Source organism: Arenimonas sp., from assembly GCF_035721105.1.
Classification (GTDB): domain Bacteria; phylum Pseudomonadota; class Gammaproteobacteria; order Xanthomonadales; family Xanthomonadaceae; genus Arenimonas.
Map to the genome: position 1 here is coordinate 1 of NZ_DASTNG010000050.1, position 13,790 is coordinate 13,790.

Consider the following 13,790-nt stretch of genomic DNA (forward strand, 5'->3'; position numbering starts at 1 on the left):
GGTGCCGCGGCGTCCGCCGCCCCGGTCGCGCCGCCGACGGTCGAGTCGCGGCCCGCGGCCCCGACGGCGCCTCCGGCGCGCGCGGCCGCGCCGTCGAACGCCGAGGCACAGCGACACGCCGCGCCGTCGAACGCCGAGGCACAGCGACACGTCGCGCCGTCGCACGCCGAGGCACCGCGGCACGCCGAGCAAGCGCCCGCGCCCGTGCGCTCGCACCCAAACGACCAAGCCGCGCCGCATGCGCTCGCGTCCGTCCCGTCCGTCGCCGGCGGCGCCTCCGGCCAGGTGCTCGCCAACGCCGAGGACTGGCTGTCGCTGGTCGCCAGCGTCGGGCTCAAGGGCCCGGTGCGCGAGCTGGCGGCCCACAGCGCGTTCTGCGGCCACCGCGACGGCGTGCTGCAGCTGTCGCTGCCCGACAGCTTCGACCACCTGCGCAGCGAAGGCCTGGTGCGGCAGCTGGCCCAGGCCCTGTCCGGCCCGCTGGGCGCACCGCCGCAGATCCGCTTCGAATCCGCCCGCGCCAACGCCGGCGACACCCTGCATGCGCGCACCGAGCGCGAGCGCGGCCAGCGCCAGTCCGAGGCCGAGTCGGCCTTCCTGTCCGACCCCGTGGTCAGCCGCCTGGTCGGTCAGGGCGCCACCGTCCTCACCGAATCCATCCGTCCCCTCGACGATCACTGAGAAAAGGAACACACCATGCGAGGCAACATCGCCCAACTCATGCAGCAGGCCCAGCGCATGCAGGAAAACCTCAAGAAGGCCCAGGACGAACTGGCCAACATCGAGGTGCAGGGCCAGTCCGGCGGCGGCGTGGTCAAGGTCACGCTGAGCGGCAAGATGGAGTGCCGCAGCGTGCGCATCGATCCGTCGGTGTTCGCCGACGCCGAGATGGCCGAGGACCTGATCGCCGCGGCGTTCAACGATGCGGTGAACAAGGCCAACGAGGAAAGCCAGAAGCGCATGTCCGCCGCCACCGCCGGCATGCCGATCCCGCCCGGCATGAAACTCCCGGGGATGTTCTGAGTCGTTCCCGGTGAGTGCATCGCCGCTGCTTGAACAGTTGATCGAGGCGCTGCGCTGCCTGCCCGGCGTCGGCCAGAAATCGGCCCAGCGCATGGCCTACCACCTGCTCGAGCGCGACCGCGAGGGCGGTCTGCGCCTGGCCGGTGCGCTGGCCGAGGCGGTCGAGCGCGTGGGCCACTGCGAGTCCTGCCGTGACTTCAGCGAAACCCCGCTGTGCCCGATCTGCGCCAGCGGTTCGCGCGACCGCAGCCTGCTGTGCGCGATCGAATCGCCGGCCGACCGGCTGGTGATCGAACAGGCCACCGGCTACCGCGGCCTCTACTTCGTGCTGCAGGGCCGGCTGTCGCCGCTCGACGGCATCGGCCCGCGCGAACTGGGCCTGGACAAACTGGCCGAGCGCCTGGCCAGCGGCGAGCCGCGCGAGCTGATCATCGCCACCAATCCCACGGTCGAAGGCGAGGCCACCGCGCACTACCTGGCGCAGCTGGCGCACCAGGCCAAGGTGCGGCCGAGCCGGCTGGCGCACGGCGTGCCGATCGGCGGCGAGCTCGAGTACGTCGACCGCGGCACGCTGGCGCACGCCTTCGGTTCGCGCACCGAGATCCCTTCCTGAAGGACACCGCCATGGCCACGATTTTCGACAAGATCATCGCCCGCGAGATCCCCGCCGACGTCGTCTTCGAGGACGAGCACGTGCTGGCCTTCCGCGACATCCATCCGCAGGCGCCGGTGCACGTCTTGTTCATCCCCAAGCGCGCGGTACCCACGCTCAACGACCTGGGCGCCGGCGACGAGCTCGTGGTGGGCCGGCTGGCGATGGCCGCGGCCGCCTACGCCAAACGCGAAGGCTTCGCCGAGGACGGCTACCGGGTGGTGATGAACTGCAACGGCGACGGCGGCCAGACCGTCTTCCACATCCACCTGCACCTGCTGGCCGGCCGGCCGATGGCCTGGCCGCCGGGCTGAGCCCGGGTTACCAGGCGTAGGGCGAGGGCGTGCGGACCCGGGCGTCGCCCGGCGATTCCGGCCACAGGTAGACCACGTCGGCATCGATCCGCGGCATGCGGTAGCCGCCCGCGATCGGCTGGACGTCGTTGTCGGCCACCGTGCCGGTGAACGTCACCGCGCGCCCGGGCGAGAACACCGCCGGGTCGTAGGCGCCGGCGCGACAGGCGAGGAAGCGGCCCTGGCTCGTTCCGCGCGCGTAGGGCCGGGCGTCTTCGCCCAGCGGTTCGGCGGCGACCAGGAAGCAGGTATGGGTGTCGAAGCGGGTGACCTCGAGCAGGCGGCCGCCCCAGCGCACGCGCTGGCCGGCCGGGTCGACGCTGGCCTGCCGGGCCTCGCGCGGCGCGAGCGCCGAGAATTCGCCCCGCAGGGGCTCGGGCGCCAGCACGCAGCCGGCAAGCAGCGGCAGCAGCAGCACGGAGGCAGCGATCAGGCGTCGTGTCATGGCGAAGGTCCCTGGCGTGGCGCGGTGGGCCGGAAGGCACGCAGGTCGCGGGCGAGCTGCGCCTCGTCGGCGGGGGTCGATCCGTCCGGAGCGTATCGCCAGTCGGCATAACGCCGGCTGAGCGCGGCCAGCGCACCGGCCTGGGCCGGCAGCAGGGCCGCCAGGCGATCGCCGAAGCTCAGCGGCGCCTCATGCACGGCCTTGGCGATGCCGGCGCGCCGCAGCCGGCGCACGAACACGCGCCAGGCGGCGTCGACCGGATGCCGCGGCGTCGGTCGTCCGCGCATCAGCACCAACAGGGTCAGGGCCAGCGCCAGCCCGGCCCCGATCGCGAAGGCCGCGCCCAGCTGGCCGGTGCTGGCCTGGTCGATGCCCAGCGGCCGCAGCAGGCTGGCCTGGCGCGCGGCGTTGAAGCCGAGCACGAAGTCATTCCAGCCGCGCCGCATCCAGTCGGCCATGTCCAGCAGCGGCGTGAACTGGTCCGGCACCAGCGAGTTGGCCTGGGCGCGGCTTTCGATCGTGTCCAGGATGCGCGACGGCGCGACCGCGGCGGTCGGGTCCACGCGCACCCAGCCGCGGCCGTCCAGCCAGACTTCGTTCCAGGCGTGGGCGTCCATGCCGCGCACCATCCAGTAGTCGCCGTAGCGATTGCGGTAGCCGCCGGCGTAGCCGATCACCACCCGGGTCGGGATGCCGGCGCCGCGCATCAGGTTGGCGAAGGCCGAGCTGAAGTGCTGGCAGAAGCCGACCTGGGTTTCGAACAGGAAATCGTCCACCGCGTTGCGGCCGCTGGGCGGCACGTCGAGGCTGTAGCTGAAGGCCTCGCCGATCCACGCCAGGGCGCGACGGACCACCGCCTCGTCGTCGCCGCCGGCCTCGGCCCGCCACTGTTCGGCCAGCGCCCGGGTGCGCGGGTTCAGTCCGGCCGGCAGCGACAGCGCGGCGCGCTGCTCGCGAGGGTCGAGGCGCTCGCCGACGTCGGCGCGCATCGCCGCCGTCGCCTGGTACTGCAGCAGGTTCACCACCGGCAGCGCCGGCCGCGCGGTGAGGTCGCTGCCCAGTTCGGCGCCGAGGGAACTGCCGTCGTCGGTGCCCACCGGCGCGGACATCGGCGTATCCAGCACGGGCAGGTAGCGCCGGTCGGTCGGCTCCAGCGCCACTTCGTAGCGCAGCGTCGGCGTGCGCGGCCGGACCGTCGGCGGCCGGTCGGGGATGCGCACGTCGCCGCGGCTCCAGGTGCGGCCGTCGAAGTCCCACAGCACCTGCACGCGCCAGTACATGTCGTTGCGGCCGGGCTCGTCGCCCAGGAAGCGGACCCGCAGCGCCGGCGTGCCGTCGGCGAACATCTCGACCCACTGGTCGGGCGTCATCCGGTCGCTGAGGCCGCTGCGGCCGGCCGCGTTCTCCGGCATGCCCCACAGCGGGCTGCCCAGCCGCGGGAACAGCCAGAACCCCGCCAGCGCGAGCGGCAGCGACATCCCGATGGCTGCCGCCGCCAGCCCGGCCCGGCGCCGGTCGAAGCCGGGCGCCGCGGCGCCGGGCCGATGTTCGGCCAGCACCGACAGGGCCAGCAGCAGTCCGCCCACCGCCGGCAGCGCCAGCGCCATCGTCAGCGGCCCCTGGTCCTGCAGGAAGGCGGCGAAGGGCGCGAACAGCGAGAACCCGAGCAGGCTGCGCGCGTCGCGGAGTTCGTGGGTCTCGAAGATCTTCAGCGCCAGCATCGCCGCCAGCAGCGCGCAGCCGGTGTCGCGGCCGAGGCTGAAGCCGTGGCTGGCCAGCACGTAGCCGATCACCATCAGGACCATCAGCAGCCGCAGCACCGCCGGCCAGGGGCGCGCGAACGCCATGCCGACCGCCGCCAGCACCGCCAGCCCGAGCGCCAGCTCGACCCGCACCTGCAGCAGCAGCGGCAGCAGGCAGGCCGCCGCGGCCGCCAGGCACCAACGCCTCACCGGACCGGGCATGCGCTCAGCCACGGGGCATCAGCGCCAGGGCGCGCAGGCAGGCGTGGCGGTGTTCGGGACCGGAGGCCGGGCCCAACCGCACCGCGGGCAGGCGCAGGCTGAAGCGCCGGTCCTGGCGTTCGGCCTCCAGCACCCAGCGCGTCAGCCGGCGGATGCGGGCCTCGTGCTCGAGGTGTTCCAGGCCGTACCAGTCGAGCTCGATCTCGCTGCGGGCGGTGGACTCGTATTCGCGCACCAGCAGGCGGTCCATCCGCGCCGAGGTTTTCCACGCCACCTGGCGCAGGGTGTCGCCGGTGCGGTAGTCGCGCAGCTGGTGCGGCTGCTCGCCGTGGCTGCGCGCGCGGGCCGCCTGGCCGTCGCCGCCGAGGTCGGGCAGGGGTACCGGCTGGGCGTCCGGCGTCGGGTAGACCAGCAGGCGGACATCGGGCCGCAGCCAGCACCAGGCGCGCGCCAGCCCGAATGGCCGCACCGTGCACAGCCGGATGCGGTCGAGCACCAGCCAGCCGCGCTGGTGGGTCGGCACCGGCAGCACCACTTCGGTGCGCTCGCCGGGCATCAGGTCGAAGAAGGCTTCCTCGCCCGCGGCGCGCAGCTCGAGCCCGGGGCGCCGACGCTGGCCGGCGGCGTCGAAGGCGAAGCGCAGCGACATCGCCCGCCCGGCGTGCACGGGTTCGGCGTGCAGCGCAATCAGCCGCACGCCGGACAGGGTGAGGTGGGCGTGCACCAGGCTGTTGTGCGCGACCGCCATCACCACGAAGGCCAGCAGCAGCGCCGGGTTGTTGTTGTAGTTCAGGCCGCCGACCAGCATCGCCAGCAGCATCAGCCCCAGGAAGAGGCCGAAGGCCGTGGGCAGGATGTAGACGCGGCGACGATCGAGCAGCACCGGCACCGGCTCGATCGCGCGCGGCCGCACCAGCGGCAGCCGGGCCAGCCGCTCGCTCAGGCGCTCCACCAGGTCCAGCGGGCGCGCCACCGCGGTCAGTCCACCGCCACCGTGCGAAGGATGCTTTCGGCGAGGGCGTCGCGACCCTCGGATTCCGACTCGGGCACCAGCCGGTGCGCCGCGACCTGGGCGAACAGCGCCTGCACGTCCTCGGGCAGCACGTGGCCGCGGCCGTCGAGCAGGGCGTGCGCGCGCGCGCCGCGCAGCAGGCCCAGGCCGGCGCGCGGCGACAGCCCGACCTGCACGCCGGGGTGGCGGCGGCTTTCCTGCAGCAGGGCCTGCACGTAGGCGACCAGCGACGGACTGGCGTGCAGCTGTTCGACGGCGCCGCGCAGCGACAGCAGCTGGTCGCTGCCCAGCAGCGGCAGGCTTTGCGAGATCAGGTCGCGGCGGTCTTCGCCCGACAGCATCTCGCGCTCGGCGTCGGCGTCGGGATAGCCCAGCTTGAGCCGGATCAGGAAGCGGTCCATCTGCGAGTCGGGCAGCGGGAAGGTGCCGGCCAGGTCGACCGGGTTCTGGGTGGCGACCACGAAGAAGGGCTGCGGCAGCACGTGGCAGGTGCCGTCGACCGTGACCTGGTGTTCGGCCATCGCCTCGAGCAGCGCGCTCTGCGTGCGCGGCGGCGCGCGGTTGATCTCGTCGGCCAGCAGCAGCTGGGTGAACACCGGGCCCGGATGGAAGCGGAACTCGCGCGCGGTCTGGTCGAAGATGGACACGCCGATGATGTCGGAGGGCAGCAGGTCGGACGTGAACTGCATGCGCTGGAAATCCAGGCCCAGGGTCGCCGCCATCGCGCGGGCCAGCGTGGTCTTGCCCAGCCCCGGCAGGTCTTCGATCAGCAGGTGGCCGCCGGCGAGCAGGGTGGTGAAGGCCAGCCGGACTTCGCGGGGCTTGCCCAGCACCAGCCGGTTCACCTGGGCGAGCGCGTCGCCCAGGGCCTGGCGCGTGGCGTCGGTTAGGATGTCGGCGGTGATGGGCTGCGCGGTCATGTCGTGCGTCCGGTCCGTGAATGCTTAGGAAGGATAACTCCCCGGATGCTGGCATGGCCCTGAGTTCCCTGCGCGTGAAGTTCATCGCGGCGTGGGCGCTGCTGCTGCTGGCCAAGGCCTGGCTGGCGGTGTCGCTGCCGCCGTTCGGCGATGAGGCTTTCTATGCGCTGGAGTCGCGCCACCTGGCCTGGGCCTACTCCGACCTGCCGGGGCTCACCGCCTGGCTGATCCGTCTCGGCACCGAGGTCGGCGGCATGCAGCCGCTGGCGATGCGCGTGCCTTTCCTGCTGATTGGGGCGGCCTTGCCCTGGCAGGTGGTGGTGATCTCGCGGCGCTGGTTCGGCGAGGCCGCGGGCTGGCAGGCGGGGTGGATCGCGCTGCTGATGCCGCTGGCCGGGATGATGGGGCTGCTGGCGCTGCCGGACGTGCCGATGCTGTTCGCCACCCTGGTCTGTGTCGATGCGTTCGCCCGGATGCTGGTGCGGGCGTCCTGGGGCGCCGCGGCGTGGCTGGCGTTCGGACTGGCGGTGGGGGCGCTGTCGCACTACCGGTTCGCGCTGGTGGTCGCCGCGGGCGGCGTCGGGCTGCTGCTCGACCCGCGTGGCCGCGCGCTGCTGCGCGAGCCCGCGCTCTGGGTGGCGCTGGCGTTCGGGGCCCTGGCCTGGTGGCCGCTGCTGGCCTGGAACCTGGCGCATTCGGGCGCCGGCCTCGGCTTCCAGTTCGTCGAAAGGCATCCGTGGCAGCTGCACGGCCTCGGTGTGTGGTGGCCGCTGGTGCAGGCGGTGCTGCTGACGCCGATGCTGTTCTTCCTGCTGCTGGGTGCCCTCGGGCTCGCGTGGCAGCGGCGGCAGGCCGTGGGTGCGGTGCCCTGGCGCTTCGTGCTGGGCGTGGCCACGGTCGCGGTGCCGGGTTACTTCCTGATGGCGTTCTTCGCCGACATCCAGCGCGTGAGCTTCCACTGGCCACTGCCGGGCTGGCTGCTGCTGGCCTGCGTCGCGCCGCCGGTGCTGGCGCAGTGGCCTCCGCGGGCGCGCTGGTGCTTGTTCGCCACCGCGGGCCTGGGGCTGGCGGCCCTGTTCTCGTCCATGGTGGCGGTGTCGCGGCCCGAGGGCCGCGCGGCGCTGGCGGCGGGCCCGGCCTATCCCGACAATTTCGCCGGGTGGTCCGAGGTGTCGCGCGAAGTGGCGGACGCGCTGGCCGGCATGCCGGCCGGCACGCGGCTGGTGGCCGACAATTTCATGGTGGGCGCCGAATTGGCCTTCGCCCTGGACCGCGATGACGTGCTGGTGCTCGAGCATCCGCTCAACGTGAAGCACGGTCGCGCCGTGCAGCTGGCCCAGTGGGGACTGCTCAGCGCCGGTCGCGCGGACTGGGGCAACGACCCGGTGCTGCTGGTGGTCGAGGACACCGCGCGCCCGCTCAAGCAGCGGCTCGAAGGCTATCGTTCGCTATGCGCGCGCGCCGGCAGCCTGCCGCCGGCGCAGGTGCTCAACGTCGACCACGGGCGCAAGCGCTTCCTGCTGTTCCGGGGGGTGCCCGGCGCCACCGGCTGCGTGCTGCCGTCCCTGGCCTGGATTGATTCGCCGGCGCCCGGTGCCGGGCTCGGGGCGTCGGGCGTGCGGGGCTGGGCGCTGCGACCGGGCGCCGGGCTGGCCCGGATCGACGTGACGCTCGCGGGACGGGTGGTCGCCAGCGCCGCGCCTTCGCAGTCCCGGCCGGACGTGTTGGCGTACTGGGCCCTGGCGGGCGAGGACGACCGGGTGGGCTTCGAGGTGGCGATTCCCGCCGACCGCCTCGCGCCCGGCGAGCATTGGCTGGGGCTGGTGCTGCACGGCCGCGACGGCAGCGTGGAAACCTGGCCGGCGCAGCGGGTCCGGGTCGAGGCTCAGGGCAGCCGGTAGCCGGCGCGACGCAGGGCCTGGGCCACCGCGATCAGCGGCAGGCCGACCAGGGCGGTCGGATCCCGGTTCTCGATGGCTTCGAACAGGCTGATGCCCAGGCCTTCGCACTTGAAGCTGCCGGCGCAGTCGTAGGGCTGCTCGGCGTCGAGGTAGCGCAGGATCGCCGCGTCATCGAGGACCCGGAAGCGGACCCGGGTCAGGTCCAGGCCGTCCAGCGCCGGCGCGTCGTCGCGGACCAGGCAAAACGCCGTGTGGAACTGCACCTCGCGGCCCGACGCGGCCGCCAGCTGGCGGTGGGCGGTGTCGCGGTCGCCGGGCTTGCCCAGCGGCTGGCCGTCGCGGTCCGCGACCTGGTCCGAACCCAGGACCCAGGCGCCCGGATGGCGAGCGGCGACATCGCGGGCCTTGGCTTCGGCCAGGCGGCGGGCCAGGGCGGCCGGGGCCTCGCCGGGGCGCGGGCTTTCGTCGACGTCCGGCCGGTCCACCGTGAATGGCAGGCCCAGCCGCGCCAGCAGCTCGCGCCGGTAGCGCGAGGTGGAGGCCAGCACCAGCGGGGTCATGGCGTGCCGGCGTCCCGGCGCAGGTTCGGCGGCTCGCGGCGGGCGGCTTCGGCGCTGGCCTCGGTGGCCTGGGCCAGCTCGGCGCCCGCGCGCTCAAGCTCCCCCAGCTGGGCCGACAGCCTGGCCCGCGCCCGGTCCAGGGCGGCGCAGGCGGCGTCGAGTTCGGCCTGGCTGGCGGTGGCGCCGTTCTTCTGGATCCAGAGCCGGTGCTGGAGGATGTCGCGCTTGGCGTCCCGGATCGGCAGGGTGCGGTCGAGCGAGGCGTGGGCGACGGCGGCGATGTCGGCGGGCACCCGGCCCACCACGGCCTGCATCGCCTGCATCCGGTCCTGGCTGCGTTCGAGCAGGGCCTGCATCTCGTCGGCCAGGTCCAGCAGGCGCGCGAGGGCGCGATCGCGGCGGCGGCCGCGCAGGATCCACCAGAGCAGGGGCAGGGCCAGGACCAGGGCGGCCAGGCCGGCCAGGACGATGAAGTTGGGCATGAGCGGCTTCCGGACGGCAGCCGGCAGTCTGCACCAGCGCCCGCGAGCCGGGCAAACCCCTGTTTCCGCAAAGGCTTAGGTTTGACATGCCGCGTGACGGGGCCTATCATTTCGCGCTTATGTCCGTGCCCCTGCCTCCCGTGCTCGATGCCTGGCGCATGGTCTCGGCCAAGCGTCGTTTCGAAGGCCGCCTGCCGCTGTCGGGGATGACCCGGCTGCGCGACGGCCTGGTGGATGCCGAAGGCGACTGCCGCTACGAGATGGAATTCGGCCGCGATGCCGTGCTCGACCTGCCTTTCGTCGAGCTGCGCATCGAGGCCGAGCTGCCGCTCCAGTGCCAGCGGACGCTCGAACGTTTCCTGCACCCGGTCTCGGTGTTCCAGCGCCTCGGGCTGCTGACCGACGAGGCCCGGGAGGCGTCGCTGCCGGAAGACATGGAGCCGTTCCTGCTCGATGTCGGCGGCGAGATGCATCCGGCCGAGCTGGTCGAGGACGAACTGATCCTCGCCATCCCGGTGGTACCCATAGATCCGCGCTCGACGGAGGTCACGGCCGAATGGCCCGCCGACGTCGAGGTAGAAGAAAAACCGAACCCTTTCGCCGCGCTCGCCGCGTTGAAGGCACACAAGAAGTAGTTGGAGATAGACCATGGCCGTCCAGAAGTCCCGCGTCACCCCGTCCCGCCGCGGCCAGCGCCGCTCGCACGACGCCCTCACCGCGAAGCAGCTGTCCACCGACCCGACCTCGGGCGAGACCCACATCCGCCACCACGTGACCAAGGACGGCTACTACCGTGGCAAGAAGGTCATCGAGGTGAAGTCGTCGGTGGTGGCCGAAGACTGATCCCGGCGCCTGCCTCCGGGCGGGCCGACCGACCCTGTTCGCCCCCGGGTCCACCCGATGGCGGCGATCGGACGTATGCTGAACGCGGCGGGCCTGGTCCCGCCGCGTGCTTTTGTGCCCGACCAGGCCTGAGGGGATGAGGATGGCTGTTTACTCGCGTATCGCCGGTACCGGCAGTGGCCTGCCGGAGAAGATCCTGACCAACAAGGACCTCGAGCAGTTCGTCGAGACCAGCGACGAGTGGATCGCCAGCCGCACCGGCATCCGCCAGCGCCACGTGGCCGCCGAGGGCGAGACCACCTGCGACCTGGCCGAGCGCGCCGCCCTGGCCGCGATGCAGGCCGCCGGCGTCACCGCCGCCGACCTGGACATGATCGTCGTCGGCACCACCACCCCCGACCTGATCTTCCCGTCCACCGCCTGCCTGCTGCAGCACCGGCTGGGCGCCAACGGCTGCGCCGCGTTCGACGTCAACGCCGCCTGCTCGGGCTTCATCTACGCCCTCAGCGTCGCCGACAACTTCATCCGCGCCGGCAATGCCCGGACCGTGCTGGTGGTCGGTGCCGAAACCCTGACGCGCATGCTCGACTGGTCCGACCGCAACACCTGCGTGTTGTTCGGCGATGGTGCCGGCGCCGTCGTGCTCAAGGCCGACGCCGAAGCCGGCGTGCTGTCGACCCACCTGCATGCCGATGGCGGCAAGAATGAGCTGCTGTACAACCCGGTCGGCGTGTCGGTGGGCTTCAAGCCCGACGAGAAGAACGCCGGCGTGCGCGTGCTGATGACCGGCAACGAGGTCTTCAAGCATGCGGTGAAGGCGCTCGATTCGGTCGTCGATGAAACCCTGGCCGCCAACGGCCTGCAGAAGTCCGACCTGGACTGGCTGATCCCGCACCAGGCCAACCTGCGCATCATCGAAGCCACCGCCAAGCGGCTGGACATGCCGATGGACCGCGTCATCGTGACCGTGCACAAGCACGGCAACACCTCCGCCGGTTCGGTGCCGCTGGCGCTGGACGAGGCGGTGCGTTCGGGCAAGATCCAGCGCGGCCAGCTGATGCTGCTCGAGGCCTTCGGCGGTGGTTTCACCTGGGGCTCGGCCCTGATCCGCTACTGAGCCGACCCCACGGCGACGCCGCGGCGTCCGCGCGTGGCGGGCGCCGGACCCTACGCTTCGGTACAGACGCCCGGCCACCCGGCTCGCTTATCATGGCGCGCTGACGACCACCGGACTTCCTTGCATGAGCCACACGCTTGCTTTCGTTTTCCCCGGCCAGGGCTCGCAGTCGCTCGGCATGCTGGCCGATCTCGCGGCGGCGCATCCGGGGGTGCGTGCGGCCTTCGACGAGGCGTCCTCGGGCGCGGGCATCGACCTGTGGGCGCTGTCGCAGCAGGGGCCGGAAGAACAGCTCAACCAGACCGAATTCACCCAGCCGGCGCTGCTGGCCGCAGGCGTCGCCACCTGGCGCGCGTGGGAAGCCGCGGGTGGCCCGCGCCCGTCGCTGCTTGCCGGGCACAGTCTGGGTGAGTACGCGGCCCTGGTGGCCGCCGGTGCGATCACGCTGGCCGACGGCGCGCGCCTGGTGCGCGAGCGCGGCCGGCTGATGCAGCAGGCGGTGCCCGCCGGCACCGGCGCGATGGCGGCGGTGCTGGGCGCCGAGGATGCGCAGGTCGCCGAGGCCTGCCGCGACGCCAGCGGCGACGAGGTGGTGGTGCCGGCCAACTACAACTCGCCCGGCCAGATCGTGATCGGTGGCCATGCCGCCGCGGTCGATCGCGCCATGGCCGCGCTGTCGGCGCAGGGCGTGCGCAAGATGGTCAAGCTGGCGGTGTCGGTGCCTTCGCACACGCCGCTGATGCGCGAAGCCGCCAACCGCCTGGCCGAAGTGATGGCCGGCATGGAATGGCGCGAGCCCTCGCTGCCGGTGGTGCAGAACGTCGACGGCGAGGTGCACGCCGGCGTGCACGCCATCCGCGATGCGCTGGTCCGCCAGCTCTACCTGCCGGTGCGCTGGACCGACTGCGTGCAGGCCCTCGCGGGCCGCGGCGCCACCCGCGTCGCCGAATGCGGCCCCGGCAAGGTCCTCGCCGGCCTCGCCAAGCGCATCGACAAGTCCCTCGACGCCCGCGCCCTCGGCACGCCTGCCGACTTCGATGGCGCGTTGGCGGATTGGAAAAGCTGATGTTTGCCACGGATGAACACCGATAAACACGGATAAGAGCTTTTTGACGCGGATTTGCGCGGATGAGCGCGGATAGATCAAAAGCGTTTTGATGGGTTCGCGGCGATCAACTGTAAGCCTTGCTCTATCCGCTTTTATCCGCGTTGATCCGCGTCAGAATTGCTTTTGCCCTATCCGTGTCCATCCGTGTCCATCCGTGGCAAGAACCGCTCTAAACGGAGTAACCAAAGATGTCCGAAGTACTGAAAGGTGAAGTGGCGCTGGTGACCGGCGCGAGCCGCGGGATCGGGGCGGCGATTGCCGCCGAGCTGGCCGCGCTGGGCGCGACGGTGATCGGCACCGCGACCACCGACGCCGGGGCCGCCGCCATCGGCGAGCGGCTGGCCGGGCAGGGCGGGGCGGGGCGCAAGCTCGACGTCGCCAGCGGCGCGGACGTCGAAGCGGTGCTCGAAGAGATCGGCAAGACCTTCGGCCCCGTCTCGATCCTGGTCAACAACGCCGGCATCACACGCGACAACCTGCTGATGCGCATGAAGGAAGAGGACTGGCAGGCCATCCTCGACACCAACCTCAGCTCGGTGTTCCGCACCTCGAAGGCGGTGATGCGCGGCATGATGAAGGCGCGCAAGGGCCGCATCATCAACATCGCCTCGGTGATCGGCGTCACCGGCAACGCCGGCCAGGCCAACTACGCGGCGGCCAAGGCCGGCATCATCGCCTTCAGCAAGTCGCTGGCGAAGGAGATCGGCAGCCGCGGCGTCACCGTCAACGTCGTCGCCCCGGGCTTCATCCAGACCGACATGACCAAGGACCTGCCGGAAGCCTCGCGCGAGGCCCTGGTCGGCCAGATCGCCCTGGGCCGCCTGGGCGAGCCCGAGGACATCGCCCGGGCCGTGGCCTTCCTGGCCGGCCCGGCGGCCGCCTACATCACCGGCGAGACCCTGCACGTCAACGGCGGCATGTACATGCCCTAACCCCTTGTCGTGGCTGGATTTGCGCTAGAATCCCGCCACCCGATCCAGGCCGCGGCGCGACCGGCGCCCGCCGCGGCTTCCTTTTCATTACAATGCGCCCGAAAACATCCCTCCGGGAGGAGAACGATCCATGAGCAGCATCGAAGAACGCGTCAAGAAAATCGTCATCGAACAGTTGGGCGTGAAGGAAGAGGAAGTGACCATCAACGCTTCGTTCGTGGATGACCTCGGCGCCGACTCGCTGGACACCGTCGAGCTGGTCATGGCCCTCGAGGAAGAGTTCGAGTGCGAGATCCCGGACGAAGAGGCCGAGAAGATCACCTCGGTCCAGCAGGCCATCGATTACATCAAGGCGCACGTCAAGGCCTGAGTGCCTTAGCGGTCTCCACGCCAGGGCCGCGCTTGCGCGGCCCTGCGCGTTTTCGGCAACCGGCCCCAGCGCAGGCACGTGCGCCGGCGCATGCGTGGCACCGCCACG

Annotated in this window: 17 protein-coding genes; 11 read left to right on the top strand and 6 right to left on the bottom strand. The window is 72.0% G+C overall.

The window, feature by feature from the left end; genetic code table 11:
* From VFQ84_RS07035 to VFQ84_RS07050, 4 genes are all read left to right on the top strand, one after another.
* Nucleotides 1-681: DNA polymerase III subunit gamma/tau C-terminal domain-containing protein (locus tag VFQ84_RS07035; RefSeq protein ID WP_414637010.1), on the top strand; the 681-nt coding region annotated here is incomplete at its 5' end.
* A 15-nt stretch (nucleotides 682-696) separates the two neighbouring features.
* Nucleotides 697-1,023 carry a YbaB/EbfC family nucleoid-associated protein gene (locus VFQ84_RS07040; RefSeq protein WP_325130629.1) on the top strand — a complete coding sequence of 109 codons (327 nt, stop codon included), beginning with the start codon at nucleotides 697-699 and terminating at the stop codon, nucleotides 1,021-1,023.
* Between the two features lie 10 nt (nucleotides 1,024-1,033).
* Entirely contained in the window at nucleotides 1,034-1,636 is a 603-nt protein-coding gene (gene recR, locus VFQ84_RS07045; protein ID WP_325130631.1) for a recombination mediator RecR, read from the top strand.
* Between the two features lie 11 nt (nucleotides 1,637-1,647).
* Nucleotides 1,648-1,989, top strand: coding sequence for a histidine triad nucleotide-binding protein (locus VFQ84_RS07050; protein ID WP_325130633.1), 342 nt, complete (start codon nucleotides 1,648-1,650; stop codon nucleotides 1,987-1,989).
* 7 nt (nucleotides 1,990-1,996) lie between these two features.
* Here the strand turns inward: VFQ84_RS07050 and VFQ84_RS07055 are convergent, their stop codons facing one another.
* The 4 genes from VFQ84_RS07055 to VFQ84_RS07070 are packed head-to-tail and all read right to left on the bottom strand — an operon-like array spanning nucleotide 1,997 to nucleotide 6,369.
* Nucleotides 1,997-2,473 (bottom strand): Slp/YeaY family lipoprotein, encoded by a 477-nt coding sequence (locus tag VFQ84_RS07055; RefSeq protein ID WP_325130635.1) that lies wholly within the window; start codon nucleotides 2,471-2,473, stop codon nucleotides 1,997-1,999.
* Nucleotides 2,470-4,437 (bottom strand): transglutaminase TgpA family protein, encoded by a 1,968-nt coding sequence (locus VFQ84_RS07060; RefSeq protein WP_414637012.1) that lies wholly within the window; start codon nucleotides 4,435-4,437, stop codon nucleotides 2,470-2,472. The genes VFQ84_RS07055 and VFQ84_RS07060 overlap by 4 nt, the downstream gene beginning before the upstream one ends.
* Nucleotides 4,438-4,441: 4 nt before the next feature.
* On the bottom strand, nucleotides 4,442-5,410 hold the full coding sequence (locus tag VFQ84_RS07065) for a DUF58 domain-containing protein (RefSeq protein ID WP_414637011.1): 969 nt from the start codon (nucleotides 5,408-5,410) through the stop codon (nucleotides 4,442-4,444).
* 5 nt (nucleotides 5,411-5,415) lie between these two features.
* Nucleotides 5,416-6,369, bottom strand: coding sequence for a MoxR family ATPase (locus VFQ84_RS07070; RefSeq protein WP_325130640.1), 954 nt, complete (start codon nucleotides 6,367-6,369; stop codon nucleotides 5,416-5,418).
* Nucleotides 6,370-6,422: 53 nt separating this feature from the next.
* Between VFQ84_RS07070 and VFQ84_RS07075 the strand changes: the two genes are divergently transcribed.
* Nucleotides 6,423-8,270: a glycosyltransferase family 39 protein gene (locus VFQ84_RS07075; protein ID WP_325130642.1), complete on the top strand. Its 1,848-nt coding sequence runs from the start codon at nucleotides 6,423-6,425 to the stop codon at nucleotides 8,268-8,270.
* Here the strand turns inward: VFQ84_RS07075 and VFQ84_RS07080 are convergent.
* Together VFQ84_RS07080 and VFQ84_RS07085 are read right to left on the bottom strand one after the other, a co-directional pair.
* Nucleotides 8,255-8,830 carry a nucleoside triphosphate pyrophosphatase gene (locus tag VFQ84_RS07080; RefSeq protein ID WP_325130644.1) on the bottom strand — a complete coding sequence of 192 codons (576 nt, stop codon included), beginning with the start codon at nucleotides 8,828-8,830 and terminating at the stop codon, nucleotides 8,255-8,257. The two genes, VFQ84_RS07075 and VFQ84_RS07080, sit on opposite strands and share 16 nt — an antisense overlap.
* Complete coding sequence (locus VFQ84_RS07085) at nucleotides 8,827-9,312, bottom strand: hypothetical protein (RefSeq protein WP_325130645.1); 486 nt, start codon at nucleotides 9,310-9,312, stop codon at nucleotides 8,827-8,829. The genes VFQ84_RS07080 and VFQ84_RS07085 overlap by 4 nt, the downstream gene beginning before the upstream one ends.
* Nucleotides 9,313-9,431: 119 nt before the next feature.
* Between VFQ84_RS07085 and VFQ84_RS07090 the strand changes: the two genes are divergently transcribed.
* The 6 genes from VFQ84_RS07090 to acpP all read left to right on the top strand — a co-directional run bounded on the left by VFQ84_RS07090 (nucleotide 9,432) and on the right by acpP (nucleotide 13,682).
* Nucleotides 9,432-9,947: a YceD family protein gene (locus VFQ84_RS07090; RefSeq protein ID WP_325130647.1), complete on the top strand. Its 516-nt coding sequence runs from the start codon at nucleotides 9,432-9,434 to the stop codon at nucleotides 9,945-9,947.
* A gap of 13 nt (nucleotides 9,948-9,960) precedes the next feature.
* Nucleotides 9,961-10,155, top strand: a complete 195-nt coding sequence (rpmF, locus tag VFQ84_RS07095; RefSeq protein WP_325130649.1) for a 50S ribosomal protein L32 — start codon at nucleotides 9,961-9,963, stop codon at nucleotides 10,153-10,155.
* Nucleotides 10,156-10,291: 136 nt separating this feature from the next.
* The gene (locus tag VFQ84_RS07100) at nucleotides 10,292-11,272 is read left to right on the top strand and encodes a beta-ketoacyl-ACP synthase III (protein ID WP_325130651.1); all 981 of its coding nucleotides are present in this window, start codon (nucleotides 10,292-10,294) and stop codon (nucleotides 11,270-11,272) included.
* 124 nt (nucleotides 11,273-11,396) lie between these two features.
* On the top strand, nucleotides 11,397-12,338 hold the full coding sequence (fabD, locus tag VFQ84_RS07105) for an ACP S-malonyltransferase (RefSeq protein WP_325130653.1): 942 nt from the start codon (nucleotides 11,397-11,399) through the stop codon (nucleotides 12,336-12,338).
* A 230-nt stretch (nucleotides 12,339-12,568) separates the two neighbouring features.
* A complete protein-coding gene (fabG, locus tag VFQ84_RS07110) occupies nucleotides 12,569-13,312 on the top strand; it encodes a 3-oxoacyl-ACP reductase FabG (protein WP_325130655.1) in 744 nt (247 codons plus the stop codon).
* Nucleotides 13,313-13,442: 130 nt separating this feature from the next.
* Nucleotides 13,443-13,682, top strand: coding sequence for an acyl carrier protein (gene acpP / locus VFQ84_RS07115; RefSeq protein WP_325130657.1), 240 nt, complete (start codon nucleotides 13,443-13,445; stop codon nucleotides 13,680-13,682).
* The last annotated feature ends 108 nt before the right edge of the window (nucleotides 13,683-13,790 follow it).